The sequence below is a fragment of the Holdemanella sp. genome (assembly GCF_056804935.1).
In genome coordinates, this window is record NZ_DBMEXE010000002.1 from 1 (window position 1) to 24,849 (window position 24,849).

37 protein-coding genes and 2 riboswitches are annotated in these 24,849 nt (G+C 35.9%); of the genes, 32 read left to right on the plus strand and 5 right to left on the minus strand.

The features are described from left to right. Nucleotides 1–95 precede the first annotated feature (95 nt). Nucleotides 96–713 carry a flavin reductase gene (locus tag ACZQCL_RS00135; protein ID WP_118114934.1) on the plus strand — a complete coding sequence of 206 codons (618 nt, stop codon included), beginning with the start codon at nt 96–98 and terminating at the stop codon, nt 711–713. Between the two features lie 14 nt (nt 714–727). Here ACZQCL_RS00135 and ACZQCL_RS00140 read toward each other — a convergent pair whose 3' ends face one another. Both ACZQCL_RS00140 and ACZQCL_RS00145 read right to left on the minus strand, forming a co-directional pair. After that, nucleotides 728–1,279, minus strand: a complete 552-nt coding sequence (locus tag ACZQCL_RS00140) for a folate family ECF transporter S component (protein WP_227993604.1) — start codon at nt 1,277–1,279, stop codon at nt 728–730. Nucleotides 1,280–1,346: 67 nt separating this feature from the next. Beyond that, a riboswitch (THF riboswitch) is annotated at nt 1,347–1,444 on the minus strand. A 54-nt stretch (nt 1,445–1,498) separates the two neighbouring features. Further along, the gene (locus tag ACZQCL_RS00145) at nt 1,499–3,205 is read right to left on the minus strand and encodes an ABC transporter substrate-binding protein (RefSeq protein ID WP_482481406.1); all 1,707 of its coding nucleotides are present in this window, start codon (nt 3,203–3,205) and stop codon (nt 1,499–1,501) included. A 254-nt stretch (nt 3,206–3,459) separates the two neighbouring features. Between ACZQCL_RS00145 and pta the strand changes: the two genes are divergently transcribed. After that, a complete protein-coding gene (gene pta, locus ACZQCL_RS00150) occupies nt 3,460–4,431 on the plus strand; it encodes a phosphate acetyltransferase (RefSeq protein ID WP_337531392.1) in 972 nt (323 codons plus the stop codon). Nucleotides 4,432–4,516: 85 nt separating this feature from the next. Here the strand turns inward: pta and mgtE are convergent, their stop codons facing one another. Next, nucleotides 4,517–5,857, minus strand: a complete 1,341-nt coding sequence (gene mgtE, locus ACZQCL_RS00155) for a magnesium transporter (protein ID WP_482481409.1) — start codon at nt 5,855–5,857, stop codon at nt 4,517–4,519. 118 nt (nt 5,858–5,975) lie between these two features. Next, nucleotides 5,976–6,142, minus strand: a riboswitch (M-box (ykoK) riboswitch). A 69-nt stretch (nt 6,143–6,211) separates the two neighbouring features. Next, nucleotides 6,212–7,111, minus strand: a complete 900-nt coding sequence (locus tag ACZQCL_RS00160) for a LysR family transcriptional regulator (protein ID WP_279142870.1) — start codon at nt 7,109–7,111, stop codon at nt 6,212–6,214. Nucleotides 7,112–7,202: 91 nt separating this feature from the next. On the opposite strand from ACZQCL_RS00160, the gene ACZQCL_RS00165 reads away from it, so the two are divergent. Both ACZQCL_RS00165 and ACZQCL_RS00170 read left to right on the plus strand, forming a co-directional pair. Then, nucleotides 7,203–7,889: an AzlC family ABC transporter permease gene (locus tag ACZQCL_RS00165; protein ID WP_331865795.1), complete on the plus strand. Its 687-nt coding sequence runs from the start codon at nt 7,203–7,205 to the stop codon at nt 7,887–7,889. Beyond that, the gene (locus ACZQCL_RS00170; protein ID WP_331865796.1) at nt 7,882–8,184 is read left to right on the plus strand and encodes an AzlD domain-containing protein; all 303 of its coding nucleotides are present in this window, start codon (nt 7,882–7,884) and stop codon (nt 8,182–8,184) included. The genes ACZQCL_RS00165 and ACZQCL_RS00170 overlap by 8 nt, the downstream gene beginning before the upstream one ends. Before the next feature lie 22 nt (nt 8,185–8,206). On the opposite strand, the gene ACZQCL_RS00175 is transcribed toward ACZQCL_RS00170, so the two are convergent. Next, nucleotides 8,207–8,971 carry a class I SAM-dependent methyltransferase gene (locus tag ACZQCL_RS00175; protein WP_412345170.1) on the minus strand — a complete coding sequence of 255 codons (765 nt, stop codon included), beginning with the start codon at nt 8,969–8,971 and terminating at the stop codon, nt 8,207–8,209. Between the two features lie 137 nt (nt 8,972–9,108). Here ACZQCL_RS00175 and ACZQCL_RS00180 point away from each other — a divergent pair, with 137 nt between their 5' ends. The 28 genes from ACZQCL_RS00180 to rpmJ form a co-directional block, all read left to right on the plus strand. Continuing rightward, entirely contained in the window at nt 9,109–10,248 is a 1,140-nt protein-coding gene (locus ACZQCL_RS00180; RefSeq protein WP_227993585.1) for a GDSL-type esterase/lipase family protein, read from the plus strand. 136 nt (nt 10,249–10,384) lie between these two features. Then, nucleotides 10,385–11,272 (plus strand): Gfo/Idh/MocA family protein, encoded by an 888-nt coding sequence (locus ACZQCL_RS00185; protein WP_418272268.1) that lies wholly within the window; start codon nt 10,385–10,387, stop codon nt 11,270–11,272. Further along, nucleotides 11,269–12,063: a glycoside hydrolase family 25 protein gene (locus ACZQCL_RS00190; protein ID WP_333671638.1), complete on the plus strand. Its 795-nt coding sequence runs from the start codon at nt 11,269–11,271 to the stop codon at nt 12,061–12,063. The genes ACZQCL_RS00185 and ACZQCL_RS00190 overlap by 4 nt, the downstream gene beginning before the upstream one ends. Before the next feature lie 138 nt (nt 12,064–12,201). Further along, nucleotides 12,202–12,456 (plus strand): hypothetical protein, encoded by a 255-nt coding sequence (locus ACZQCL_RS00195; protein WP_482481414.1) that lies wholly within the window; start codon nt 12,202–12,204, stop codon nt 12,454–12,456. A gap of 5 nt (nt 12,457–12,461) precedes the next feature. Then, entirely contained in the window at nt 12,462–13,325 is an 864-nt protein-coding gene (gene pepI, locus ACZQCL_RS00200; protein WP_482481416.1) for a proline iminopeptidase, read from the plus strand. Nucleotides 13,326–13,659: 334 nt separating this feature from the next. Continuing rightward, nucleotides 13,660–13,971, plus strand: a complete 312-nt coding sequence (gene rpsJ / locus ACZQCL_RS00205) for a 30S ribosomal protein S10 (RefSeq protein ID WP_003864845.1) — start codon at nt 13,660–13,662, stop codon at nt 13,969–13,971. Nucleotides 13,972–13,985: 14 nt separating this feature from the next. Beyond that, on the plus strand, nt 13,986–14,678 hold the full coding sequence (rplC, locus tag ACZQCL_RS00210) for a 50S ribosomal protein L3 (protein ID WP_040466218.1): 693 nt from the start codon (nt 13,986–13,988) through the stop codon (nt 14,676–14,678). Further along, nucleotides 14,678–15,307, plus strand: a complete 630-nt coding sequence (gene rplD, locus ACZQCL_RS00215; protein WP_117572723.1) for a 50S ribosomal protein L4 — start codon at nt 14,678–14,680, stop codon at nt 15,305–15,307. Before rplC ends, rplD begins: the two co-directional genes overlap by 1 nt. Then, nucleotides 15,307–15,600 carry a 50S ribosomal protein L23 gene (gene rplW / locus ACZQCL_RS00220; protein ID WP_003864842.1) on the plus strand — a complete coding sequence of 98 codons (294 nt, stop codon included), beginning with the start codon at nt 15,307–15,309 and terminating at the stop codon, nt 15,598–15,600. Before rplD ends, rplW begins: the two co-directional genes overlap by 1 nt. Before the next feature lie 58 nt (nt 15,601–15,658). Further along, entirely contained in the window at nt 15,659–16,492 is an 834-nt protein-coding gene (rplB, locus tag ACZQCL_RS00225) for a 50S ribosomal protein L2 (RefSeq protein WP_295749513.1), read from the plus strand. A gap of 18 nt (nt 16,493–16,510) precedes the next feature. Next, nucleotides 16,511–16,786, plus strand: a complete 276-nt coding sequence (gene rpsS / locus ACZQCL_RS00230; protein WP_117572729.1) for a 30S ribosomal protein S19 — start codon at nt 16,511–16,513, stop codon at nt 16,784–16,786. A 14-nt stretch (nt 16,787–16,800) separates the two neighbouring features. Continuing rightward, nucleotides 16,801–17,136, plus strand: coding sequence for a 50S ribosomal protein L22 (rplV, locus tag ACZQCL_RS00235; RefSeq protein ID WP_117572731.1), 336 nt, complete (start codon nt 16,801–16,803; stop codon nt 17,134–17,136). Nucleotides 17,137–17,146: 10 nt separating this feature from the next. After that, nucleotides 17,147–17,959, plus strand: coding sequence for a 30S ribosomal protein S3 (gene rpsC / locus ACZQCL_RS00240; RefSeq protein WP_329993877.1), 813 nt, complete (start codon nt 17,147–17,149; stop codon nt 17,957–17,959). After that, the gene (gene rplP / locus ACZQCL_RS00245; protein ID WP_003864837.1) at nt 17,959–18,375 is read left to right on the plus strand and encodes a 50S ribosomal protein L16; all 417 of its coding nucleotides are present in this window, start codon (nt 17,959–17,961) and stop codon (nt 18,373–18,375) included. Before rpsC ends, rplP begins: the two co-directional genes overlap by 1 nt. Beyond that, entirely contained in the window at nt 18,375–18,575 is a 201-nt protein-coding gene (gene rpmC, locus ACZQCL_RS00250; protein ID WP_003864836.1) for a 50S ribosomal protein L29, read from the plus strand. The genes rplP and rpmC overlap by 1 nt, the downstream gene beginning before the upstream one ends. A gap of 13 nt (nt 18,576–18,588) precedes the next feature. Beyond that, nucleotides 18,589–18,846, plus strand: a complete 258-nt coding sequence (gene rpsQ, locus ACZQCL_RS00255; protein WP_482481422.1) for a 30S ribosomal protein S17 — start codon at nt 18,589–18,591, stop codon at nt 18,844–18,846. Between the two features lie 18 nt (nt 18,847–18,864). Next, on the plus strand, nt 18,865–19,233 hold the full coding sequence (gene rplN / locus ACZQCL_RS00260; protein WP_003864834.1) for a 50S ribosomal protein L14: 369 nt from the start codon (nt 18,865–18,867) through the stop codon (nt 19,231–19,233). A gap of 13 nt (nt 19,234–19,246) precedes the next feature. Next, complete coding sequence (rplX, locus tag ACZQCL_RS00265) at nt 19,247–19,567, plus strand: 50S ribosomal protein L24 (RefSeq protein ID WP_117995788.1); 321 nt, start codon at nt 19,247–19,249, stop codon at nt 19,565–19,567. Between the two features lie 11 nt (nt 19,568–19,578). Then, nucleotides 19,579–20,118 carry a 50S ribosomal protein L5 gene (rplE, locus tag ACZQCL_RS00270; protein ID WP_482481424.1) on the plus strand — a complete coding sequence of 180 codons (540 nt, stop codon included), beginning with the start codon at nt 19,579–19,581 and terminating at the stop codon, nt 20,116–20,118. A gap of 13 nt (nt 20,119–20,131) precedes the next feature. Then, nucleotides 20,132–20,317: a type Z 30S ribosomal protein S14 gene (locus ACZQCL_RS00275; RefSeq protein WP_003864831.1), complete on the plus strand. Its 186-nt coding sequence runs from the start codon at nt 20,132–20,134 to the stop codon at nt 20,315–20,317. A 15-nt stretch (nt 20,318–20,332) separates the two neighbouring features. Then, a complete protein-coding gene (gene rpsH, locus ACZQCL_RS00280) occupies nt 20,333–20,728 on the plus strand; it encodes a 30S ribosomal protein S8 (protein WP_117572739.1) in 396 nt (131 codons plus the stop codon). A 25-nt stretch (nt 20,729–20,753) separates the two neighbouring features. After that, nucleotides 20,754–21,299 (plus strand): 50S ribosomal protein L6, encoded by a 546-nt coding sequence (gene rplF / locus ACZQCL_RS00285; protein WP_118114946.1) that lies wholly within the window; start codon nt 20,754–20,756, stop codon nt 21,297–21,299. Nucleotides 21,300–21,320: 21 nt separating this feature from the next. Further along, a complete protein-coding gene (gene rplR, locus ACZQCL_RS00290) occupies nt 21,321–21,677 on the plus strand; it encodes a 50S ribosomal protein L18 (RefSeq protein WP_118114947.1) in 357 nt (118 codons plus the stop codon). Between the two features lie 11 nt (nt 21,678–21,688). Continuing rightward, the gene (gene rpsE / locus ACZQCL_RS00295; protein ID WP_117572743.1) at nt 21,689–22,198 is read left to right on the plus strand and encodes a 30S ribosomal protein S5; all 510 of its coding nucleotides are present in this window, start codon (nt 21,689–21,691) and stop codon (nt 22,196–22,198) included. A 15-nt stretch (nt 22,199–22,213) separates the two neighbouring features. Then, on the plus strand, nt 22,214–22,651 hold the full coding sequence (gene rplO, locus ACZQCL_RS00300; protein ID WP_117572744.1) for a 50S ribosomal protein L15: 438 nt from the start codon (nt 22,214–22,216) through the stop codon (nt 22,649–22,651). A 1-nt stretch (nt 22,652) separates the two neighbouring features. Then, nucleotides 22,653–23,948 (plus strand): preprotein translocase subunit SecY, encoded by a 1,296-nt coding sequence (gene secY / locus ACZQCL_RS00305; RefSeq protein ID WP_227993571.1) that lies wholly within the window; start codon nt 22,653–22,655, stop codon nt 23,946–23,948. A 19-nt stretch (nt 23,949–23,967) separates the two neighbouring features. Beyond that, nucleotides 23,968–24,618 carry an adenylate kinase gene (locus ACZQCL_RS00310; RefSeq protein ID WP_329993434.1) on the plus strand — a complete coding sequence of 217 codons (651 nt, stop codon included), beginning with the start codon at nt 23,968–23,970 and terminating at the stop codon, nt 24,616–24,618. 134 nt (nt 24,619–24,752) lie between these two features. Then, the coding region (gene rpmJ / locus ACZQCL_RS00315; protein WP_304962461.1) for a 50S ribosomal protein L36 at nt 24,753–24,849 on the plus strand (97 nt) is incomplete at its 3' end.

Consider the following 24,849-nt stretch of genomic DNA (forward strand, 5'->3'; position numbering starts at 1 on the left):
AGTGGGGAGCCGTATGCGGGAAAACTGCACGTACGGTTCTTAGAGGAGTTTATCTCCAACTGTTTAAAAGATTATAGAAGGAGGTAAATTTACTTATGGACAACACAGTTTTGTATGATCTTTCTTATGGTATGTATGCCGTGGGTGTAAAAGACGGCATGCGCGAATGCGGATGTATTGTGAATACTGTATTTCAGGTTTCTACGATAGGACCGCTAATTGCCTTGAGTATGAACAAGGATAATTATACTTGTTCATTGATTGAAAAAAATAAGTGTTTTTCTTTATCAATCTTGCCTGAAACAATAGATTCACAAGTAATTACGGATTTAGGTTTTCAAACAGGAAAAGATAAAGATAAGTGGGCGAAGTTGAATCATCATTTGTTTAGAGAATTGCCTGTTGTAGATGATGCGTTAGGATACATGATGTGTGAAGTACAAAGTCAGATGGATGCAGGAACACACTTTGTATTCTTGGCAAAAGTCGTTGATGCCAAGAAAGGTGATTCTGGTAAACCAATGACCTATGCATATTATCATAATGTATTAAAACAAAGCGCACCGGCAAAAGCACCTACATACAGAAAAGAAGAAAAGTGGGTATGCAGTGTTTGTGGATATGTATATGATGGTGATGATTTTGAAAGTGAACCAGATGATTATGTATGTCCAGTTTGTGGAGCTAAAAAAGACATGTTTAAATTGCAGTAAAAAAGGTGGACCTATTAACGGTTCACCTTTGGCTTTAATTGAATACATGTTTTCATTACTAAATATAAAATAACGACTTGGAATGGTAATGAAATTAAGTTTTTGATTAATTTAGGACTCGCAATAACTAAGAATGGAGTCCCCCACAACATAGATGTAAATAGTGTGTTTAGAAATAAACTGACAACGACATCATATGTTATTCGACATAAGATGACGCGAACCCAAGTGATTCTTTCGCAGTTATAGAAGTAAGCTGAAAAAATACATGCGCTTGCCATAGTTGAAATCATAAAGATTGGATAATATGCACCCACAGGTTTGACCATGTAATTGACTAAATCTAGTAATGGTGCAAGCACTAAGTTTGGAACGGGTCCATAAAGTAAGCAGCTGGCAGCTGTCGCAATGGAAGCAAAGCCTAGTTTTAACTGGTTTGTGATTTGGATGGATCCAAATAAGTTAAGAATAACATTTAGGGCAAAAAATAATGCCACACCTACGATAACACGCACGTTTTTTAATGAGCGTGCATTTTCTTTTAACATTACAAAGTATTGATTCATATATAAAAAGACCTCCTTTTTCCATATTGCGATACAAAAAAAGAAAGTCTTTAATTTTTTCGATCACAACAGCGGGATGCAAAATATGTACTGCAAGAATAACTTTTCGTTCCTTAACCAACTCCCCGTGTTAAAGACACTTAACGCACATATTTTTACTCTGTATGTAGTTGAATTATATGTATTAAAAAGAGATCTGTCAACAGATCTCTTTAATTGTTATTCGATTGTAGCTTTGTCTAACGCTTTAACGAAGTCATACAATGCAGCTGTATCTAAGTTTTTGATCTTTTTGTTGTATAGATCATAGTAACTTAAACCATTGATTGCTACATATGGACATAAAGCAGAAACTTTTTCGTAAACTTCTTTATAAGCAGCAGCACTTGCAGCTTGATCAGTTGTGTGTAATGCAGTATCTAATAATGCATCTAAATCAGGATCTGATAAACGAGCTGTATTATCTGTTTGACCAGTTTGGCATAATAAGTTGATACCAGTGTCATCACCTGAACCAAATTGCCATCCCATGTAAGATACTTCCCAATCGTTAACTGTATCATCACCTTGAACAGTCGCAACCATTGTGTTGAATTCACTTAAGTTTGTTTTGAAATCAACGCCAAGTTCTTCGCCCCAAGCTTTTTCTAGCATTGGAAGCATTGTATCTAATTGATCTTTACCTTTTGTAGAAACCATACGAACAGTTAATTTTTGTCCATCTTTTTCACGTTTTCCATCACTACCTACAGTCCATCCAGCATCATCTAAGATTTGTTTAGCTTTTTCGATATCATAATCATAGTAAGTCATGTTGTCATCTTTTTCTTTACCGGTAACGATATCACCTAATTGTGATGAAATTGGGTTAGCCATTAATACTGGAACGAAACCAGGTTGAGTTTTCTTAACATCCTTACTTCCTTTAGAGAATGAGTAGTAGCTATCAACAAATGATTGACGGTCAATCGCATAAGTTAATGCTTGACGTACAGCAGGATCTGCAGTGGCTCCAGCTTCACAGTTGTAAATAAAGTATTGCATTGAGCTTGATGCGTAGTTGTTGTAAGTTAAGTTCTTATCTAAACTTGCAGTACCAACTTTATCAGCGTTATCAGCTTGTGGTAATAAATCAACTGTTCCTTTTTGAAGCTCTTGAAGTTCTGTTGAAGTATCACAAATCTTCATTACAACATTATCAATTTGGTATTCTCCATCTTTAGCTTTAAATTTATCATTCTTGACAAATGTGGCAGCTGAATCTTTTTGGAAGTTTTTCAATACATATGGTCCAGTACCAATTGGTTCACTAGCCTTGTCTTCAAACATCTTTGTATCACCTTTTTTGTATTTTTTGAATTGTGAATTAGAGATGATTGGGAATGTACCAACTTGGCTGATTGCATCGATTCTTGGTGTTGCCAAGTGGAAAGCAACTGTGTAATCATCAATTTTTTCAACACCACTTAGAGTTTCGGCATCTCCATCATGATATTCTTTATAACCTTCTAAGTAATCAACATATGTTGAGAAACGACCAGTATAGCTTGGATCAGCCATAGCTGTAAATGTCAATACAACATCATCTGCATCCAATTTAGATCCATCAGAAAATTTAACTCCCTTTTTCAATTTGAATGTTAATGTTGATCCATCCTCACTAATAGTTGGTTGTTCAGTAGCAAGTTCTGGTTGTAATTGATTATCACGATCATAGCTCAACATACTTTGATAAACCATTTCAATAACGTAATCATCATATACAGTTTGATAATATAATGGAGAGAAAATTCCATTGAAACCTGTGTTTAAGCCCACTGTCAACGTTTTACCATTTGCACCAGATGATCCACTAGCACAACCAGTCATCATTGCAGCTGCCATACATACGGCACCGGCCTTCTTTAAATAGTGACTTGTTTTCATAATTTGCACCTATCCCTTCTTGTGATGTCACTAGTGTAAAACTTTACAATGAAAAATGCAAGCAAAATTTACATTAATTTACATCTGTGTGTAAATTAATTACAATTTATACATAATGTATACATTATATGAACAATATGTTATTTATCATATACACATTTTATGAATAAACTATGAGAAAAAGTTCACATTGTTTTTGTGGTAAATAAAGCATTTTTGGACTATACTTTGATAGAAAAGAGGTAGTTAAAGTTATGATTATTGATGAATTAGAAAAAAAGGTCCAAGGAAAGGGAGTACGAATCGTATTTACCGAAGGTTGGGATCCACGTGTACAAAAGGCAGCTATTGATTTGAAAAATAATGATGTTGTTTGCCCAGTATTATTAGGAACTCCAGAAGAAATCGCTGGTTGTGCACAAAAGAATAGTTTAAATGTTGAAGGAATCGAACAAATCGATCCAAATAACTTTGAACATATGGATGAAATGGTTCGTAAAATGGTTGAATTACGTCGTGGTAAAATGGACGAAGAAAAAGTTCGTACAGCATTGAAGAGCACAAACTATTTTGGAACTATGTTAGTTCAAATGGGATATGCTGATGGATTATTAGGTGGTGCTACATATTCTACAGCGGATACTGTACGTCCTGCATTACAATTAGTAAAAGCAGCTCCAGGAAACAAATTAGTTTCTTCTTGTTTCATTTTAATTAAAGAAGAATCTCAATTGATTATGGGTGACTGCTCAATTAACATCAACCCTAACACAGATGATTTAGTAGAAATCACAATGCAAACAGCTAAGTCAGCTCGTCAATTTGGTGTAGAACCAAAAGTTGCATTATTATCATATTCAACAATGGGTAGTGCAAAAGGTGAATGTGTTGCTAAGATGACTGAAGCAAGTGATCGTTTGCGTCGTATTGCTGATTTCGATATTGATGGAGAAATGCAATTTGACTGTGCAGTAAGTGAAGAAGTTGCTCGTTTAAAAGCCCCTAATTCAAAAGTTGCTGGACATGCAAATACTTTTATCTTCCCTAACTTGTCAAGTGGAAATATTGGATACAAGATTGCTGCTCGTTTAGGTGGATATGAAGCAGTTGGACCAATCTTACAAGGATTGAACGCACCAATCAATGACTTATCTCGTGGATGTACTTCAGATGAAATCTACAAGATGGCTATTGTAACTGCTGCTCAAAAAGATATGGATATCTAATTTAAATAATTATATTTTTCGATAAAAGAATCTCAATTGAGGTTCTTTTTTTCGTGCTATGAAAAAAGAGATGATTTTTCATCTCTTAAACTACGATATTAAAAACATGTACTGCAATATTGAAATAAACTAGAATAGAGCAAGTATCCACAATTGTTGTGATTAATGGACTGGCCATAATAGCTGGATCTACACCAATCTTATTTGCAAATAATGGAAGAATACAACCAATTAATTTTGCAACAATAACAACAACCATTAATGAAAGGGCAACGACAATTGCGATATTAAAGTTTTGGTATTGAATGAAAATACGTAAACCATTAGCTGCAGCTAAAATAAATCCAACAACAAGTGAAATTCTAAATTCTTTAAACATGACTTTAAAAATTTCTTTAAAATGAATTTCTCCCAAAGCTAAACCACGAATAATCAAAGTTGAACTCTGTGATCCACAGTTTCCACCTGTATCCATCAACATGGGAATAAAAGATACTAGTAATGGTACGGCGCTGAAGGCATTTTCATATCGGGTGATAATACTTCCTGTGATTGTGGCAGAAAACATTAAGGCAAGTAACCATAAGATACGGTGTTTTGCTTGTTGCCAAACCGTAGTTTCAAAATATGTTTTTTCATTGGGTTCCATGGCAGCCATACGAGAAATATCTTCGTTGGTTTCATCAACCATAACATCCATGGCATCGTCAAATGTAACAATACCAACAAGGCATCCATCACTATCAAGTACGGGCATCGCAATCAAGTCATATTTTCTAAATAAGTGAGCAACCTGTTCCTGATCTGTATGAGTGTGTACAGAAATAATGTTCGTATTCATTAGATTTGTGATATTTTCATCATCATCACTCGTCATTAAGCTTTTAGCTGTCACAATACCCATCAATCTTTTATTTTCAGTGACATAACAAGTATAAATTGTCTCTTTATGGATACCAATATCCTTAATATGGTTCATGGCCTGTTTTACAGTCATTGTTTTTTTCAATGTGACATATTCAGTCGTCATGATGGAACCGGCACTGTCTTCAGGATATTTTAAAAGTTTGTTGATGGTTGAACGCTTATTTGAATCTAAGTTTTTCAAAATACGCGTTACTAAGTTTGCAGGTAGATCCTCTAACATATCTACTGTATCATCCATATAAAGATCATCCAATAGTTCTTTTAATTCAGTTTCTGAAAACATGTCTACCAGATATGTCTGCATCTTCGAACTCATGCATGAGAATACATTGGCAGCTTTTTCTTTAGAAATTAAACGGAATGCCAAAGCACATTCTTTCGCATCTAACTCTTCTAAAAAGGCAGCTGTATCCATATCGTTCATTTCGGAAAGTATATTTTGTGCAGTTTTGTATTTTTTGTCTTGTAGTAATTGAATGAATTCTTCTTTGTTCATCATAATTATGTACCTCTGCTTTCTTTAAATAATTCAAACTATTCCCATCCGGATCCGTACACATACAAGCCTCACCTCCTTATATAAAGAAAACGCCATTGCCTAAACAATGACGTCATTAACCTAAGTATCACCGTTCAAGCTTTAGTATCACAGGGCATATTAATTACATTAAGCCAAGCCTTTGCGACTTAGCCTGCTGACCAACGAGTCGTGTCTCCACAACTTTGCGGCAGTAATCTTAGGAAATCCAAATCCCTGCGGTAACCTCACCTACCGTATATCTTTATGTACGTGAAAAGAATAATATAAATTAGTAAGTGAGTCAACCTTAACAGTATAAAAACTATGTTAAATTTAAATAATATGAAAACTATCCTTATTTTTAAGAATTTCTGGTGTCTTTCTAAGAATGAAATCTAGAAATGTCTTGCCTGCATAAGATAAAGTATCGTAATTATTATAGGCAATGCCAACATGACGAAATAGATTTTCTTGTATTGGAATCAAACACAAATCGTCATAATCACTTAAAGCATTTTGATAAAGTATGGAAATACCTAAGTTCTGACGAATCATAGCTAAAATAGTAAAGTCATCATATACTTTGTGTTTAATCTGTACATGTAATCCTAGATTTTGAAATGTTTTTATTGGTAAAGAATACTCTCCCTCATCCAATTGAATAAAAGGATATTTTGCAATTTGTTTCATACTTAATACTTCATAATTAGCTAACACATGACTTTGTGGCACCAACGCAAACATTTCATCATAATACAATTCTTGATATTGAACTCGTTGGATGGCATCAATACAAGTGAATCCTAAATCAAGACTTCCTTCTAATAATTGTTGTTCAATATTTGTATATTCACTTTGATACAGTTCAAATTGTATGTTTGGATACATTTCAATGAATTCTTCCATTAATGAAGGCAAAAGATGTCGAGATACACTTGTGAATGTACCAATTCTTAATGTGACTTGGTCCAACCCTTTCATTTCCTGCTTTTTAGTACGAAGATTATCAAGACTTGCCTGAACAGATTTTAAATAGGGAAGATATGCATGTCCATCTTTACTAAGAATGACACCACTTTTTTGTCGAATGAATAAAGTGGTTTCTAATTCTTCTTCTAAAGATTTTATTGTTTGAGAAACTGCACTTTGTGAATAGCCAAGATCTTTAGCAGCTTGACTGATTGTTTTTGTTTCTAATACTTTGAAAAAAATATCATATTTTGTTAGATTCATATCTATCACATTTCCTTATGGAAGTATTATAAATATTTGATTTACAAATAACAATACAGTCCTTATAATGCAAAAAAATGGGAGTGAGATTATGGAGTTTAAAAAAGGAATCAAAGATAGTATTCCAGTTGGACTAGGATACTTTGCAGTTTCCTTTTCACTTGGAATCATCGCAAAAAATGTAGGTTTATCACCGATACAAGGCTTTTTGACTAGCCTATTCATAAATGCATCGGCAGGAGAATATGCGGTCTTTTTAATGATTAGTACACATGGTACTTTTATTCAGATGGTTATCATGACTTTAGTCAGTAATGCTCGCTATTTCTTAATGAGCTTTGCGCTCAGTCAAAAAATCGAAGAAAAAACGAATCTGCTTCATAGGATGTGTATAGGTTTTGATTTAACAGATGAATTATTTGGTTTGGCAATCAATCACGAAGGGAAAGTGAATCATAAATATATATATGGTACATATTTGGTGGCACTTCCATGTTGGGCACTAGGAACTGCATTGGGAATAGTTGCTGGTAATAGTCTTCCTACAAAAATTGTAGCAAGTTTAAGTGTTGCGTTATACGGTATGTTTTTGGCTATTATTATTCCTCAGGCAAAAAAAGATCATGTGATTGGACTGCTCATTATTATAAGTTTCTTATTGAGTTACATTTGTAAGGATGTGCCAATCTCAGGTGGAACAAGAACCATTTTATTAACAATCATAATTTCAATGGCCGCGGCCATTATAAAACCTAGAAAGAAGGAAGAAAATGTCTAATCCAATGATGTATGTAGTTACAATGGCGGTTGTCACATATTTGATTCGTGTCTTGCCGTTAACGCTTTTTAATAAGCCAATTACAAATATATATGTTCAATCATTTTTGTACTACGTTCCCTATGTGACTTTGGCTGTGATGACCTTTCCTACTATATTATATGAAACGAATTCTCAGTTAGCAGGACTTGCAGCGCTAATAGTTGGAATTATTTTGGCATGGAAAGACAAGAGCTTATTTCAAGTATCCATTGCATGTTGTTTAGTCGTTTTAATAATGGAATATATAATATGAAAATAATGCCACAAAAGTGACATTATTTTTTTAGTATATCTATTGTATGTGAACTTGCACCAATGAGCTCTTGTCTTTCACAAGTGGCAAGATGATATTTTATGAACAGTTCAAATGTTTCATCATCCATCTTATTTAAAATTGGGCGCATATAATCACTAGGGCCATCAGCAGCAATAATTTGGATTCGTTCTAAACCAACATCTTCATTTAATTGATTAATTGTATCTAGACGAATGTAACTATATAAATCATCTATATTTGTTTGCGTTTGAAATGTTTCATCGAGTTTTTTTGCTGCTAATGATTCTTTGATGTGTCCATCTCGAAAACCGTGGACTAAGACGCTATATTCATTCATAACGTAAGCCACAAAAATAATTCCATCTTTTTTTGTAACGCGTTTAGCTTCGGATAATGCTTTTAATTTATCTTCATAACTAAATAAGTGGTACATAGGTCCAAATAGTAGGGTGATGTCAAAAGTGTTATCTTGATATCTTGATAAATCTAAAGCGGTTCCTTGATAGGCTTTCACATTGCTTTTTTTAGCTTTTAAAACACCAAGATTATATTTAACAAGTTCAATCGCATCGACTTGATATCCTTCATTACTTAAGGCAACACTATATCTGCCGGTTCCGGCTCCAATATCCAATATGCGATCTTCAGGCTTTAAATATTTATGGATATATTTCATGCTTGTTGTATATTCAACTTGGCCATGTCTTGATAAGAGTCTTTTATCTTCACAAAATTTACCGTAATAATTTTCTAATTTACTCATGTGTTTTTTCCTCAACTTCTTTAATATAATAAGGTATATGTTTGGATTTTTGCAACGTTTCATGTATGATTATTTGTGGATAAAAACATATGTTTTATGAATGTAGAAATAGATAATAAATAATTTGGAGGTCAACTATGGAAAAAGAATTTAAGGCGATATATGGACAGGCAATGTCGATTGTGACACATAAGCCTAGTCAATACGCAAAGAATATCACATTGCGTTATCCTATGAAATCGACATTCAAAGGGAATAAGATACGTATTTGTTTAGATAACTTTACAGGAAAAGAAGGCGTGGTCTTTGATTCAATCACAATTGGACGAGTTATTAGTGGACGTGATTTAGATCCAACATCCATTGTGGATATTACTTTTAATGGTTCAAAAGGACTTCATCTTGATGTGGGAGAACAATGTTATAGTGATCCATTGGATTTTAAAGTGCATGAACAAGAAACAATCGCAATTAGTTTCTATTTAAAAGAATTCACCCACTTACGTTGTGGCGTATATACACAAGGACCATTAAGTACGGGCTATTTTGGAGAAGGTGATTTCTCTCATGCAGGTATTATGGATCATGCTTCAAGCATGAAGACGCCATGGGTGTTTTTCTTAAGCGAAGTGGCTGTTTTGACAGAACCAGAATATAAAGTTATTACTTGTTATGGTGATTCTATTACTTCGCAGGATTGGCCTGATTATTTACAGAAGTTAATGTGGGAAAATAATAAAAAAGTGTCTGTAGTTCGAAAAGCCGTTAGTGGTACACGTATTTTAAGACAATATTCTTGTGTACAGTATGAAGCATATGGATTAAAAGGAGATTATCGATTTGGTCACGAGATGCATGTGGCTGGAAGTGATACTTTAATTATTCTGCAAGGAATAAATGATATTATTCATCCAGTCGGTGTTGAAAAGAATGAATTTAGACCATGGCAAGATCTTCCGTCAAGTCAGGAATTGATTGAGGGCTTAAGAAAATATGTAAAGCACGCGAAATCATTAGGGATGAAGGTCTATATTGGGACGTTGATTCCGATTGAAGGCTGGCGTACTTATGCATATTTTAGAGAGAACTTGCGTAATGAAGTCAATGAATGGATTCGTACAACGGATGAAATTGATGGCGTAATTGATTTTGATAAAGATATTTGCGATGGACATAAAATGCAAGATGCATTTGATAGTGGAGATCACTTACATCCAAGTGATGAGGGATATGCGCAAATGGCAAAAACCGCATACAATAAAATGTCCATGGAGTAATTCCATGGACGTTTGTCATATATGAAAGAAATAGGCAGAAAGAGATAAGTATAGTGAGTAAATGAGGTAACTGCTTATTTCTATATATAGAATAAGGAGAAGAGCTTAAAGTAATCTTAAAAAGAAGGTGAATAGAATGGTACAAATTGGAGTTTATGGCTTAGGTGGTATTAGCCGTCGCGTAATACAAGGTGTTTTGTTTTCACGTAATGCGAATCTATATGCAGTGTGTTCTTCTAGTATAGAAAAAGCGGATGCTTTTAAAGAGGAGTATGGGGCAAAAAAAGCTTACGATAACTATGAGAAGATGTTGCAGGATACAAATATAGATATGATATATATTTGTACACCGAATTATTTGCATGCCAAACATATTCAGCTGGCATTGGCAAACCATAAACATGTAGTTTGCGAAAAACCAATGTGTGTATCTAGTGAAGAATTACATGCATGCTTTGATTATGCACACCAACAAAACTGTTTTTTAATGGAAGCCCATAAAACGGTTTTCACACCATTAAATCAAAAATTATTTGAAATGATTTCAAATGAAGAAATTGGTGAAATAAAATCAATGGATGCTCAATATGCAACAAAACTGACAGAAACAATTTCAGGCTGGCATTTTAACCAGCCAGGATCTGGATGTATGTTTGATATTGGGGTTTACCCTATTTGTTATGCAAATAGAATGGCGAATAGCTCAATATTGAAAGTATCTCGATTTCAGGATGAAGCTTTGATTGAATATGAAAATGGGTGCGTGGCACATATCGCAACAAGCTGGGATGTGGATATGGAAAATACAGCTCATATATATGGTACAAAGGGTAGCGTTACTTGTAAGAATTTTTGGAAGAATACAGAACTTGTAATGAATGATAAAAAGATTGTGGTAGAACAGAAATCGGATTTTACTGGTGAAATCGAACATGCGTGTACTTGTATAGAGAGTGGTTTGATTGAAAGTCCTATAATGTCAAGAAATGCAAGCTTAGAAATTCTTAAGGTCATTGGGGTATGAGAAGAAAAGTTAAATTAAGTAGAATTTTAATTCTTATATTAATTCCTATTTTAATTGTGAGTGGTAGTGTTTATGTGATTTACATGTTGTTTACACAAGAAGAATCGGTAATAGAAGAAAAGAGCTATTATGATTTAAATTTATTTTCTTTGGAAAATGGATTAATGACATATAAAGATTCTTTGTATAAGGTATCCACTGGAATTGATGTATCAAGTCATAATGGAGCTGTTGACTGGGCAGCAGTAAAGACGGATGGAATTGAGTTTGCGATGTTAAGGATAGGTTATCGTGGTGCCCAAGAGGGAATCTTACATGAAGATGAATATTTTAATACAAATATTCAACAAGCTATTCAGAATCATCTTAAGGTAGGTGCTTATTTTTTCTCGAGTGCAATTTCGGCTGAAGAGATTGATGAAGAAGTAGATTTAGTGTTGAATAAAATTAAGGGATATAAGATTCAAATGCCGGTTGTTTATGATATGGAAGAATTTGATCAGGGTGGAAGAATTGATGATTTGTCTATAGAACAAAGAACGAAGCTGGCCCTACGGTTTTGTAAAAAGATCAAAGAAGCTGGATATCAACCAATGATATATGGAAATATGACTTGGTTATATCAAAATTATGATTTTGAAAGAATATCAAAATATCCGATTTGGCTAGCAAGTTATACAACAAGTTGCCCGATGGAAGATAAATTTGATATATGGCAATATTCAAATAAAGGTCAAGTGAATGGAATAGAAGGAGATGTAGATATGAATATATATCTACAAAAGAAATGATATGATAGATTTTGAGAAATCGCAAAATTAACACAAAGTATATTGAAGGATTTGTAGATGAACTTTCAAAAAAGGGATTTGTTGATAAAACAATAAAGAATCATTATTTCAATGTGGATTTTTATTTAAACGATTTTTTTGTTGAGAGAAGATGCTTTAACTATGGAAAATGGTTGCAAGGATGAATACTTAAGTGATTTCTTTGGATACTTTTTCATACGTAAGTGTATGTGGAGCACACCGGATACAGTTAAGTCAACAATCGCAAGTCTTAAAAAGTTTTATCGATTATTAAAAGAAGATTATGAAGAATTCACGGATACAATTCGTGTTAATAAGGAATATTGGATAGATTGTTGCAGTGAATATAATGATGGAATAAGTGAATGGTGATTAAAATGGAAATAAATGATGGATATATGCCGTTTAAGGGCTTTAAAACATACTATCGTATTGTGGATGGAGGAGATAAGACTCCATTGATTTGTTTACATGGAGGACCAGGATCAACACATAATTATTTTGAAGTGTTGGATTGTATTGCCAAGACGGGAAGAAAAGTGATTATGTACGATCAACTTGGCTGTGGTAAATCATTTGTAGAAGGTCATGATGAATTGTGGAATCAAGATATGTGGATGGAAGAACTTGAAGCGTTGATGGAGTATTTAAATATTGAATCTTGTCATTTGTTGGGACAATCCTGGGGTGGTATGTTAGCCATTGCCTATGCGATTGAAAAGAAAAGCGTGAGATTGAAGTCTTTAATTCTTTCGAGTACATTATCTTCAGCTTCACTATGGGCAAAAGAACAACATCGTATGATTTCATTTATGTCAGATGATGAGAAACAAGCAATTTTAAGTGAAGACTATGAATCTGATCAATATCAATTGGCTAATGAGCATTATATGCAGCTTCATTGTGCAGGGCCATTTGATGAAGATACGCCAGAATGTGTTAAAAGAGAAAAGAAAGCTGGGACTCGTGCCTATTTAATTGGTTGGGGACCTAATGAATATACTCCGCTTGGAACTTTGAAGGATTTTGAGTATACAAATCGATTGAACGAAATTCAAGTTCCGGCACTAATAATAAGTGGAACGAATGATTTATGTACACCATTAGTTGCCAAAACTATGTATGATGGAATTAAAAATGCAAAATGGCATTTAATGCCAGAATGTCGTCATATGTGTTTTGTGGATGATCATGATACGTATTGTCACAATTTAGAGGATTGGTTAGCGTCTGTTGATTAAAAACAGATGCTTTTTTACATGTTTTGAAAAAATAGGTGTATTTTTATTGTTTAAAACAATATTTGTGACCCACTGATATCAGTTGTCACAGTTATTTTTTGGAAACAGTTAAAAAAATAAAAAATTAAACGTGTTAAAACACGATAAATAAGGGCTTTAAAAGAATTATTAAATTTTTTTAATTTAGGGGTTGAATGCATGAAATATATGTGTTAGAATACAGGAGCTTGCGATGAAGTGCGAGGTTGCTGACCCACTGAGAACCGTTGTCATGGGTGTGGCCAGGTAATTCGCATGGAGCATGTTTATCTAGAATAAACGAAAGGAGTTAAACATGGCAAAAAATACTATGAGAATTCGCTTAAAGGCGTATGAGCACAGAATCTTAGATGATAGTGCAAAGAAAATTGTCGAAGCTGCGACAAAACACGGAGCTAAAAAGGTTGTAGGACCAGTTCCATTACCTACTGAAAAACAGGTAGTAACAATTCTTCGTGCGGTTCACAAATACAAAGATTCACGTGAACAATTTGAAATTCGTACGCACAAGCGTTTGATTGAGATTGTTGCACCAAACAAGGAAACGATTGATTCTTTACAAAGACTTGAACTTCCTAGCGGTGTCGACATCGAAATTAAACTTTAATGGAGGTGTCAATGATGAAAGGACTATTAGGAAGAAAATTAGGAATGACACAAGTCTTCACTGAAGATGGTGTATTGATTCCGGTAACTGTAGTTGAAGTAACACCAAACGTTGTTTTACAAAAGAAAACAGTTGAAACAGATGGTTACAACGCAGTTCAATTAGGATTTGAAGAAATCAAAGAAAAACGCACAACTAAAGCAAACATCGGACACTGTAAAAAAGCAAATACAAGTCCAAAGCGTTTCATTAAGGAAGTGCGCGACTGTGACATGGATGTAAACGTTGGAGATTTGGTTAACGTTGATATCTTTGCTGCAGGAGAAACAGTAGATGTAATCGGTACAAGCAAAGGTAAAGGTTACAACGGTACAATCGTTCGTAACAATGCTCACCAAGGTCCAAAGACTCACGGTGGATCTAAGAACATTCGTCACATCGGTTCATTAGCTACAAACGGTATTACTTCACGTCAAGGACGTATTATGAAGGGTACTATCATGGCTGGTCAAGAAGGTGGATATACTACTACAAATCAAAACTTGACAGTTATTAAAGTTGATACAGAAAACAACTATATGTTAATTAAAGGTAACGTTCCTGGACCTAGAAAAGGTTGCGTAATGGTACGTACTGCTAAAACTAGCAAGGGAGATAAAGAACCTGTTACTTTAGTTGACTATACTGCAAATAAGGAGGTTCAATAATGGCTACTATCGACGTAATTAACCAAGCTGGTGCAGTTGTTGGTTCAATCGAATTGAACGACGCTGTTTTCGGAATTGAACCACACCAACAGGCTATGTATGATGCATTAGTAATGCAAATGGCAAGCCGTCGTCAAGGAACTGCTGACACTAAGGGTCGTAGCGAAGTTTCTGGTGGTGGACGCAAGCCTTACCGTCAAAAAGGTACAGGACGTGCTCGTCAAGGTTCTATCCGTGCTACTCAATTTAGAGGTGGTGGAACTGTATTCGGAGCTACTCCACGTAACTATGCATACCGCATTAACAAAAAAGTTCGCCGTTTAGCAGTTAAATCTGCATTGAGCGAAAAAGTTCAAGAAACAGCATTCAGCGTTTTGGATAAATTTGAAATTGCTGAACCAAAAACAAAAACATTTGTTTCAATTATTGAAGCTATCCAAGCGCCTAAGAAAACATTGTTTGTTGTTGCAGATAGCGAAGATGCAACAAACGTTTACTTATCAGCACGTAATATTGCTGGAGCTACAGTAATGTCTGCTTCTGCAATCAACACTTACGATTTAGTAAATGCAAACAAAGTTGTTATGACAAGCGCTGCCGTAAAACAAGTTGAGGAGGCATTGGCATAATGAAAGATTACAGAGACGTAATTATCCGCCCAATCATCACTGAAGCAACTATGAAGATGATGGCTGAAGATAACAAAGTAACTTTTGAAGTAGTTAAGGGTGTTAGCAAAATCGAAATTGCTAAAGCTGTTGAAGCTGCATTCAATGTAGAAGTTGTAAAAGTAAATACAATGAACTGCAAACCAAAAACAAAACGTGTAGGTCGTTATGTTGGAAAAACAAGCGCTGTACACAAAGCTATTGTAAAAATTAAAGAAGGACAAACAATCGAATTGTTCGGTTCCGAAGAATAATCAGGGAGAAGACGCTATTTCCTGAATAAATATTGCGATAAGGAGGAAAATTAAGTTTATGCCAATTAAGAAGTATAAACCAATGACACCTGGACGTCGTGGAATGACAACTTTGGCTAAAGATGAAATCACAACATCTAAACCAGAAAAAAGTTTGTTAGCTCCATTGAAATCTAAAGGTGGAAGAAACAACACAGGACGTATTACTACACGTCACCAAGGTTCTGGTCACAAAAGAACTTACCGTATCATCGATTTCAAACGTAACAAAGACAACGTGCCTGCACGTGTTGCTACAATCGAATACGATCCAAACCGTTCAGCAAACATTGCATTGTTAAACTATGCTGATGGTGAAAAACGTTATATCATCGCTCCAAAAGATTTGAAGGTTGGTATGACAGTTGTATCAGGAGCAGAAACAGATATCAAAATTGGTAACTGCTGCGAAATGAGAAACATGCCTGAAGGTACATTCATTCACAACGTTGAATTGAAACCTGGTAAAGGTGGACAGATGGCTCGTAGTGCTGGATGTTCAGCTCAGATCTTAGGTATTGAAGAAAAATATGTAACTTTACGTTTAGCTTCTGGTGAAGTTCGTAAAGTATTGGCTAATTGCCGTGCTACTGTAGGTACAGTTGGTAATGAAGATTACAGCTTAGTTAACTATGGTAAAGCAGGACGTAACCGTTGGAGAGGTATTCGCCCAACTGTTCGTGGTTCTGTAATGAACCCTAATGATCACCCTCATGGTGGTGGTGAAGGACGTACTCCTATCGGACGTAAATCACCAATGACTCCTTGGGGTAAAAAAGCATTGGGTGTTAAAACTCGTCGTAACAAGAAGGCTAGTACAAAATTAATTGTACGTCGTCGTAATGGTAAGTAGGCAAGGAGGTAAGATACAATGAGTCGTAGTTTGAAAAAAGGACCTTTCTGTGATGACCATTTGATGAAAAAGGTTGTTGCATTAAACGAAGCCGAAAAAAAAGAAGTTATTAAAACTTGGAGCCGTCGTTCTACAATCTTCCCTCAATTTGTTGAACACACATTTGCCGTTTATAACGGTAAGGAACATGTTCCTGTTTATGTAACAGAAGACATGGTTGGACACAAATTAGGTGAATTCGTTCCAACACGTAAATACACTGGTCATGGATCAGATGATAAGAAATCTAGATAGTAGGAGGAGAAGAAATGGAAGTAAAAGCTACCGCAAAAACTCTACGTATTCAACCTCGTAAAGCAAGACTAGTCTTAGACTTGATCCGTGGAAAAGACGTAGAAGAAGCAGCTGCTATTTTGAAATTCTTACCTAACAAAGGTGGATACCTTGTTGGTAAAGTATTACACTCAGCTGTTGCTAACGCAGTTAACAATAACGATTTAGATGAAAGCAAGTTATATGTGAAGGCTTGCTGGGCTGACGAAGGAATTACTTTGAAACGCTTCATGCCTCGTGCAAAAGGTAGTGCGAGTGCTATTCACAAACGTACAAGCCACATTACAGTTGTAGTGGCTGAAAAAGAGTAGGAGGTAAGCTATGGGACAGAAAGTAAGTCCAATTGGAATGCGTGTCGGAGTCATTCGTGACTGGCAATCAAGATGGTACGCTGACGATAAAGAATTTGGAACATTATTAATGGAAGATGTTAAGATTCGTGAATTGGTTGAAGCATACTACGCTAAATTATCAAACGAAGCTGTCGACAAACGTAAGGCAGACCCTCAAATCTCTCGTATCGAAATCGAACGTACTAAGGGTCGTATGACAGTTATCATCCGTACAGCTCACCCTGGTGTAGTAATCGGTCAAGATGGAAAATCAATCGAAGGATTGAAAAAACAAGTTTCAAAAATCGCTTCTGCAAAGAACGTACAAATTAACGTTGTAGAAGTTGCTAATCCTAACTTAGATGCTCGTTTAGTAGCTCGTTGGATTGCTAACGAATTGGAAGGACGTAAATCTTTCCGTGCAACTCAGAAAAAAGCTATTCAAAACACTATGCGTGCTGGTGCAAAAGGTATCAAAACTGCTGTATCTGGACGTCTTGGTGGAGCTGATATGGCACGTACTGAAGGATATTCAGAAGGAGTTGTTCCTTTACATACACTTCGCAGTGATATTGACTATGCTTGGGAAGAAGCAGCAACTCAATATGGTCGTTTAGGTGTAAAAGTTTGGATCTGCCGTGGTGAAGTATTACCTGGTGAAATGGTTAAAGAACCAGAAGCTCCAAAACAACGCCCAATGCGTAAAGGAAAAGGACGTCGTCGTCCAGATGCTCGTTCAAACCGTGCCCCTAAAGATGCTGTTAAAGCTGCAGCACCTGCAGAAAAAGGAGGTAACGAATAATGTTAATGCCTAAACGTACAAAGTATCGTCGTCCTCACCGTTTGAGCTACGAAGGTCGTTCAAAAGCAGGTCGTACTATTGACTTTGGTGAATATGGATTGGTTGCTGAATCAGGAAACTATGTAAGTAACCGTCAAATTGAAGCAGCCCGTATTGCTATGACACGTTATATGAAACGTGGAGGAAATGTTTGGATTCGTATTTTCCCTCACATGGCACGTACTAAAAAACCTCTAGAGGTTCGTATGGGTTCTGGTAAAGGTGCTCCTGAAGGATGGGTAGCAGTAGTTCAACCAGGACGTGTAATGTTCGAAGTTGGTGGAGTAAGTGAAGAAGTAGCTCGTGAAGCTTTACGTCTTGCTGCTCACAAATTACCAGTTAAGACTCGTTTTGCTAGAAAAGGAGAAGTGAAGTAATGTTAGCTAAAGAAATCCGCGAAAAAACAAATGAAGAGCTTCTTCAGGAAATCGATACGCTTAAAGATGAACTTTTTAACCTTCGTTTCCAGCAAGCCACAGGACAGTTAGAAAATACAGCTCGTTTAAAAACTGTTAAGAAAACAATTGCTCGTATTAAAACTGTATTGACAGAGCGTGAAAACGCTGGCCAAGAGTAGGGAGGACGTATCTATGGAAAGAAACGCTCGTAAAGTATACCGTGGTACAGTTGTGTCTGATAAAATGGACAAAACTATCACAGTTATGGTAGAAACTAAAAAAACACACCCATTATATGGTAAACGTGTTAAATATTCTAAGAAATTTAAAGCTCACGATGAAAACAACGAAGCACGTATCGGAGATAAAGTAGTAATTATGGAAACTCGTCCATTATCTGCTACAAAACGTTTCCGTTTAGTTGAAATCGTTGAAAAGGTTCGTGGTTAATACTAGGAGGAGAAAGCAATGATTCAAAACGAAAGTCGTATGCGCGTTGCTGACAACACTGGAGCTAAAGAAGTTTTAGTTATCCGTTGTTTAGGTGGTAGCGTAAGAAAATTTGCAAACATCGGTGATGTCGTTGTATGTGCTGTTAAACAGGCTACTCCTGGTGGATCCGTAAAAAAAGGTGATGTAGTTAAAGCCGTAATCGTACGTACACGTCGTGGTGTTCGTCGTGAAAACGGAACTTACATCAAATTTGATGATAACGCATGTGTAATCATTAAAGATGACAAGACGCCAAAGGGAACTCGTATCTTCGGTCCAGTTGCTCGTGAATTACGTGACAAAGACTTCATGAAGATCGTATCTCTTGCGCCAGAAGTATTATAGGAGGTGTGTCTAAGTGAGAATTAAAAAAGGTGATAAAGTAAAAGTTATTACAGGTGCTTACAAAGGCACAATCGGTGAAGTAAAAGCTGTATTCCCTAAGGAAGACAGAGTTATCGTTGAAGGTGTTAACATGGTTAAAAAACACTTGAAACCAACTCAAGCAAATCCAGATGGTGGAATCGTTGAAAAAGAAGCTAAAATTCACGTTTCAAATGTAATGCTTTATGATGAAAAAGCAAAAGTTGCTAGCCGTATTACAACAAAAGTTGAAGTTGTAGATGGTAAAAATGTAAAAACACGCGTCTTCAAGAAGAGCGGTAACGAAGTGAAGTAGGAGGGTAGAAGATGAATCGTTTACAAGAAAAATATAAAAACGTAGTTGTCCCTCAAATGATGAAAGATTTCGAATACAAATCTGTCATGGAAGTACCTCACGTTGAAAAAGTAGTTATTAATATTGGTGTAGGTGATGCTATCACTAACGCTAAATTATTAGACGAAGCTGTTGAAGAATTGACAGCTATCACTGGTCAAGCTCCAGTTGTAACAAAAGCAAAAAAATCAATTGCGAACTTCAAATTGCGTGAAGGTATGCCAATTGGATGTAAAGTTACTTTACGTAAAGAAAAAATGTATGAATTCTTAGATAAGTTATTCAACATTTCATTACCTCGTGTACGTGACTTCCGTGGAGTTAGCGATACTTGCTTCGATGGTCGTGGAAACTATACATTAGGTATTAAAGAACAAATCATTTTCCCTGAAATTGATTTCGATAAAGTAGACCGTACTCGTGGTATGGACATCGTAATCGTTACATCAGCGAAAACAAACGAAGAAGCAAAGGCATTATTAACTCAAATGGGTATGCCTTTCAAAAAGTAGGAGGAGCTTTTAAATGGCAAAGAAATCAATGATTAACAAACAACAGCGTCCTCAAAAATTTAAAGTTCGTGAGTACACTCGTTGTGAACGTTGTGGTCGTCCACACTCTGTATTAAGAAAGTACAAATTATGTCGTATTTGCTTCCGTGAATTGGCTTACAAAGGTCAAATTCCTGGAGTTAAAAAGGCTAGTTGGTAAGGAGGTATATTGCATATGATTATGACTGATCCTATTGCGGATATGCTGACTAGAATCCGCAATGCTTTGCAACAAAAGCATGCCTCTGTCAGTATGCCAGCGAGCAATGAAAAGAAAGCAATTGCTCAAATTTTGAAAAACGAAGGTTTCATCGTAGACTTCAACGTTGAAGGCGATGTTAAGAAAACTTTGAATATCGAATTGAAATACGGACCTAACAATGAAAAAGTTATCAGCGGTTTACGTCGTATTTCTAAACCTGGTCTTCGTGTTTACGCTAAAGTTGAAAACTTACCTAGCGTATTAAACGGATTAGGTATCGCAATCATTTCTACAAGTAATGGAATGATGACTGACAAAGAAGCAAGAAAGAACCACTTAGGTGGAGAAGTTATTGCTTACGTTTGGTAATAAATATATAGGAGGATAAAACGTAATGTCACGTATCGGGAATAAACTGATTACCGTTCCTGCAGGAGTTACTGTTGAAGTAGCTGCTGGGAATGAGGTGACTGTTAAAGGACCTAAGGGTTCTTTAACACGTACATTCTCTTCTTTGATGGAAATCCACGTAGAAGATAATGTTGTCACTGTAAAACGTCCAAATGACGAAAAACACACAAAACAATTACACGGAACAACTCGTGCTTTGTTACACAACATGGTAGTTGGTGTATCTGAAGGATTCACTAAAGACTTAGAATTAGTTGGTATCGGATTCCGTACAGCAATGAAAGGAAACGTATTAACTTTAAACGTTGGATATTCTCACCAAGTTGAGATGCCAGTTAAAGAAGGCTTAGAAGTAACTTGTCCAACTGCTACAACTATCAAAGTTGCAGGTATCGATAAACAAGAAGTTGGAGAATTTGCAGCAAATGTTCGTGCTGTTCGTAGACCAGAACCTTACAAAGGAAAGGGTATTCGCTATGTTGGTGAAATCATCCGTCGTAAGGAAGGTAAAACAGCAGGTAAGAAATAGTAGTGGGAAAGGAGATCAAAAATGTTTACTAAAGTATCACGTAATGAAACTCGTGTACGTCGTCACAAACGTGTACGTACAAAAATTAGCGGAACTCCAGAATGCCCACGTTTATGCGTATTCAGAAGTAACGCACACATCCATGTTCAAATCATTGATGATGTTAACCAAAACACATTGGTCAGTGCTTCAAGTGTTGACATGAAATTAGAAAATGGTGGAAACGTGGAAGCAGCTCGTTTGGTAGGAACTGAAATTGCTAAGCGCGCACTAGAAAAGAATATTAAAGAGGTTGTATTTGACCGTGGTGGATATGTTTACACTGGTCGTGTACAAGCTTTAGCAGAAGCAGCTCGTGAAGCTGGCTTGGAATTTTAGGAGGTCGCACAATGGCAATGGATAGAAAACCAAAAAGAGACCAAAAAGAATTTGAAGAACAAGTAATCTCAATCAACCGTGTAACTAAGGTAGTTAAAGGTGGACGTCGTTTCCGTTTTGCTGCATTAGTTGTAGTTGGAGATCGTAAAGGCCGTGTAGGTATTGGTACAGGAAAAGCTAACGAAGTTCCTGATGCAATCAAAAAAGCCGTTGAAGATGCTAAGAAAAACATCTTCACAGTACCAGTAATCGGTACAACAATCCCTCACGAAATCACTGGTAGATATGGAGCAGGATCTGTGTACATGCGTCCAGCTATCGAAGGTACTGGTGTTATCGCTGGTGGTGCAACTCGTGCAATCCTTGAACTTGCAGGTATCTCTGATATCTTAACTAAATGTTTAGGATCACGTACAAAAATCAACGTTGTTCGTGCAACAGTTGATGCATTACAGAACTTAAGAACTGTAGAAAGCGTTGCTGCGCTTCGTGGTAAGAAGCCAGAAGAAATTCGCGGGTAATAGGAGGTAAATCAGATGAAATTACATACAATGAATTTAGCCGAAACTCGCACAGAACGTAACCGTGTTGGTCGTGGACCTGGAAGCGGAAACGGAAAAACTAGCGGTCGTGGACAAAAAGGTCAAAAATCAAGATCAGGTGGAGGAGTTCGCTTAGGTTTTGAAGGTGGTCAAACACCATTAGCAAGACGTTTACCAAAACGTGGATTCACTAACTTCAACCGTAAAGAATATGCTATCGTTAACGTTGAAACATTAAATCGTTTCGAAGATGGAGCAACTGTTAATGCAGCAGCTTTAATTGAAGCTGGTATTATTAATAAAGAACTTTCTGGACTTAAAGTTTTAGGTAACGGTGAGTTAACTAAAAAATTAACTGTTGAAGCAGTTAAATTCTCTAAGTCAGCTAAAGAAGCAATTGAAAAAGCAGGCGGAAAAGTAGAGGTTCTATAATATGGCAGGCAAGATAAAGGCAATGTGGACGAATAAGGATATCCGCAATAGGATTCTATTCACCCTATTTGCCTTTCTTGTCTATCGTTTGGGATCAGCCATTACTGTACCTGATGTAAATACAACAGATTTAGTAAATGGTCTTGGGGAAAACTCATTGTTCGCAATGTTAAATCTATTAGGAGGTGGAGGACTTGAACAGTTCTCTGTCTTCGCTTTAGGAGTTACTCCCTATATCACAGCTTCTATCATTATTCAGTTATTAAGTATGGACGTTATTCCTCACTTAACAGAGTTGAGTAAAGCAGGGGCTAATGGTCGTAAAACATTAGACAAGTACACAAGATATCTTGCGGTCGTGTTTGCCTTTGTGCAATCATTCTCATTAGTATATGGCTTCTCAAAAGCATATACAGGTTTGATTGTCGGCGGTGTTACAATCAGTAAGATTTTATATATTGCTACAATATTTGCAGCAGGAAGCATGTTTTTAGTGTGGATTGGAGACCAAATTTCCATGAAAGGTATCGGAAATGGTATTTCTATGGTAATTATGGCTGGTATTGTTGGGCGTATGCCACAACAATTCTCTAGTGCATGGTCAAGCTTAATTTCAGGTGAGTCTGCGCCTTCCTATGGGGCTTGGTTATTTGCTGCGTATATATTGATATACTTATTAATTATTATCTTTGTTACGTTGATTAATACAGCGGAAAGAAGAATTCCAATTCAATATACATCAAGTTCAATTTCATTGAGCAAACCAAGTGAAGCAAACTACTTGCCATTGAAAGTCAATTCAGCAAGTGTTATTCCGGTCATCTTTGCTAGTTCATTGATGATGGCACCAATTCAAATTGCTTCATTCTTTCCATCAAATGATTTCATTAAAGAGATGCAAAAATGGTTAGGATTGAAAACATGGTATTCACTTGTAATTTATGTATTATTGATTTTATTCTTTACATTCTTCTATACGAAGATGCAAATTAATCCAGAAAAAGTTGCTGAAAACTTGGGTAAATCCGGATCATATATTCCTAGTGTTCGACCAGGTTCGGAAACAAAAGACTATATTAACCGTGTTTTATCAAGAATTACAGTATTAGGATCTGTTGCTTTAGCATTTATTGCTGTTATGCCACATGTCATGCCATTAATTTGGCCTGATCTTCCAAGCTCAATGGCTTTGGGTGGAACAGGAATGATTATCGTTGTTGGTGTTGCTATTGAAACAGTACGTCAAGTACAAGGATTGATTACTCAAAAATCTTACAAGAAATATTACGAAGACTAAGATCTTCAGGAGAATAGATATGAATATATTTATTATGGGAGCTCCTGGTTCTGGTAAGGGAACATTCTCTACTAAGATCAAAGAAGAATTCAATTTGAATCATATTTCTACAGGAGATATTTTCCGTGCAAATATTGCTGGTGGAACTGAATTGGGTCTACAAGCAAAAGCATATTCTGAAAAAGGTTTATTAGTACCTGATGAAATCACAAACAAAATGGTTAAGGATTACTTAAACACTTTGGAAGATAAAAAGAACGGATATTTATTAGATGGATATCCAAGAACTTTGGCTCAGGCAAAAGCTTTTGAAGAAATGACTAATGGAACAGATTTAGCAGTTGAAAAAATTGTTTATATGGATGTTCCATTTGACGAATTAACTCGTCGTATTACAGGTCGTCGTACTTGTAAAAATTGTGGAGAAATCTACAACATCTATTCAAAACCAACAAAAGTTGATGGTGTATGTGATGTTTGCGGTGGTGAATTAACACAACGTAAAGATGACAACGAAGAAAGCTTAAAGGTTCGTTTAGATGAATATGCAAAGAATACTGAACCAGTAATCGCATATTATGAAGAAAAAAATATGGTTTCAAGAATTGATGCGTCAAAATCTATGGAAGAAATTTGGCCAGAATTAAAAGAAGCCTTGAAAAACAAGTAAGTTGCGCTTATAATATGTAAGCGCAACTTTGCTTGCGATTTATACATTCACGTTTCTGTTAAAATCCGCATGTACACATACGCATTTTAGCAGGGCCATTAAAATACGTGAATCATTACGTAGGAGGAAGAAAGATGAAAGTAAGACCATCTGTTAAACCAATCTGCGACAAGTGTCGAGTAATTCGACGCAAAGGACGTGTGATGGTAATTTGTGAAAACCCAAAACACA

What these genes read in the sequence shown, in the direction of transcription:
- rpsH (WP_117572739.1), top strand. Translation starts at nt 20,333, where the DNA reads ATGATTATGACTGATCCTATTGCGGATATGCTGACTAGAATCCGCAAT.
- ACZQCL_RS00275 (WP_003864831.1), top strand. Translation starts at nt 20,132, where the DNA reads ATGGCAAAGAAATCAATGATTAACAAACAACAGCGTCCTCAAAAATTT.
- pepI (WP_482481416.1), top strand. Translation starts at nt 12,462, where the DNA reads ATGGAAATAAATGATGGATATATGCCGTTTAAGGGCTTTAAAACATAC.
- ACZQCL_RS00175 (WP_412345170.1), bottom strand. Translation starts at nt 8,971, where the DNA reads ATGAGTAAATTAGAAAATTATTACGGTAAATTTTGTGAAGATAAAAGA.
- ACZQCL_RS00180 (WP_227993585.1), top strand. Translation starts at nt 9,109, where the DNA reads ATGGAAAAAGAATTTAAGGCGATATATGGACAGGCAATGTCGATTGTG.
- rplR (WP_118114947.1), top strand. Translation starts at nt 21,321, where the DNA reads ATGTTTACTAAAGTATCACGTAATGAAACTCGTGTACGTCGTCACAAA.
- rplD (WP_117572723.1), top strand. Translation starts at nt 14,678, where the DNA reads ATGGCTACTATCGACGTAATTAACCAAGCTGGTGCAGTTGTTGGTTCA.
- rpsC (WP_329993877.1), top strand. Translation starts at nt 17,147, where the DNA reads ATGGGACAGAAAGTAAGTCCAATTGGAATGCGTGTCGGAGTCATTCGT.
- rplC (WP_040466218.1), top strand. Translation starts at nt 13,986, where the DNA reads ATGAAAGGACTATTAGGAAGAAAATTAGGAATGACACAAGTCTTCACT.
- pta (WP_337531392.1), top strand. Translation starts at nt 3,460, where the DNA reads ATGATTATTGATGAATTAGAAAAAAAGGTCCAAGGAAAGGGAGTACGA.
- ACZQCL_RS00145 (WP_482481406.1), bottom strand. Translation starts at nt 3,205, where the DNA reads ATGAAAACAAGTCACTATTTAAAGAAGGCCGGTGCCGTATGTATGGCA.
- rpsE (WP_117572743.1), top strand. Translation starts at nt 21,689, where the DNA reads ATGGCAATGGATAGAAAACCAAAAAGAGACCAAAAAGAATTTGAAGAA.
- rplP (WP_003864837.1), top strand. Translation starts at nt 17,959, where the DNA reads ATGTTAATGCCTAAACGTACAAAGTATCGTCGTCCTCACCGTTTGAGC.
- rplB (WP_295749513.1), top strand. Translation starts at nt 15,659, where the DNA reads ATGCCAATTAAGAAGTATAAACCAATGACACCTGGACGTCGTGGAATG.
- ACZQCL_RS00310 (WP_329993434.1), top strand. Translation starts at nt 23,968, where the DNA reads ATGAATATATTTATTATGGGAGCTCCTGGTTCTGGTAAGGGAACATTC.
- rpsS (WP_117572729.1), top strand. Translation starts at nt 16,511, where the DNA reads ATGAGTCGTAGTTTGAAAAAAGGACCTTTCTGTGATGACCATTTGATG.
- rplF (WP_118114946.1), top strand. Translation starts at nt 20,754, where the DNA reads ATGTCACGTATCGGGAATAAACTGATTACCGTTCCTGCAGGAGTTACT.
- rpsJ (WP_003864845.1), top strand. Translation starts at nt 13,660, where the DNA reads ATGGCAAAAAATACTATGAGAATTCGCTTAAAGGCGTATGAGCACAGA.
- rpmC (WP_003864836.1), top strand. Translation starts at nt 18,375, where the DNA reads ATGTTAGCTAAAGAAATCCGCGAAAAAACAAATGAAGAGCTTCTTCAG.
- ACZQCL_RS00135 (WP_118114934.1), top strand. Translation starts at nt 96, where the DNA reads ATGGACAACACAGTTTTGTATGATCTTTCTTATGGTATGTATGCCGTG.
- ACZQCL_RS00190 (WP_333671638.1), top strand. Translation starts at nt 11,269, where the DNA reads ATGAGAAGAAAAGTTAAATTAAGTAGAATTTTAATTCTTATATTAATT.
- rplV (WP_117572731.1), top strand. Translation starts at nt 16,801, where the DNA reads ATGGAAGTAAAAGCTACCGCAAAAACTCTACGTATTCAACCTCGTAAA.
- ACZQCL_RS00170 (WP_331865796.1), top strand. Translation starts at nt 7,882, where the DNA reads ATGTCTAATCCAATGATGTATGTAGTTACAATGGCGGTTGTCACATAT.
- rplN (WP_003864834.1), top strand. Translation starts at nt 18,865, where the DNA reads ATGATTCAAAACGAAAGTCGTATGCGCGTTGCTGACAACACTGGAGCT.
- rplO (WP_117572744.1), top strand. Translation starts at nt 22,214, where the DNA reads ATGAAATTACATACAATGAATTTAGCCGAAACTCGCACAGAACGTAAC.
- secY (WP_227993571.1), top strand. Translation starts at nt 22,653, where the DNA reads ATGGCAGGCAAGATAAAGGCAATGTGGACGAATAAGGATATCCGCAAT.
- rplE (WP_482481424.1), top strand. Translation starts at nt 19,579, where the DNA reads ATGAATCGTTTACAAGAAAAATATAAAAACGTAGTTGTCCCTCAAATG.
- rplW (WP_003864842.1), top strand. Translation starts at nt 15,307, where the DNA reads ATGAAAGATTACAGAGACGTAATTATCCGCCCAATCATCACTGAAGCA.
- ACZQCL_RS00140 (WP_227993604.1), bottom strand. Translation starts at nt 1,279, where the DNA reads ATGAATCAATACTTTGTAATGTTAAAAGAAAATGCACGCTCATTAAAA.
- ACZQCL_RS00165 (WP_331865795.1), top strand. Translation starts at nt 7,203, where the DNA reads ATGGAGTTTAAAAAAGGAATCAAAGATAGTATTCCAGTTGGACTAGGA.
- mgtE (WP_482481409.1), bottom strand. Translation starts at nt 5,857, where the DNA reads ATGATGAACAAAGAAGAATTCATTCAATTACTACAAGACAAAAAATAC.
- ACZQCL_RS00160 (WP_279142870.1), bottom strand. Translation starts at nt 7,111, where the DNA reads ATGAATCTAACAAAATATGATATTTTTTTCAAAGTATTAGAAACAAAA.
- rpsQ (WP_482481422.1), top strand. Translation starts at nt 18,589, where the DNA reads ATGGAAAGAAACGCTCGTAAAGTATACCGTGGTACAGTTGTGTCTGAT.
- ACZQCL_RS00185 (WP_418272268.1), top strand. Translation starts at nt 10,385, where the DNA reads ATGGTACAAATTGGAGTTTATGGCTTAGGTGGTATTAGCCGTCGCGTA.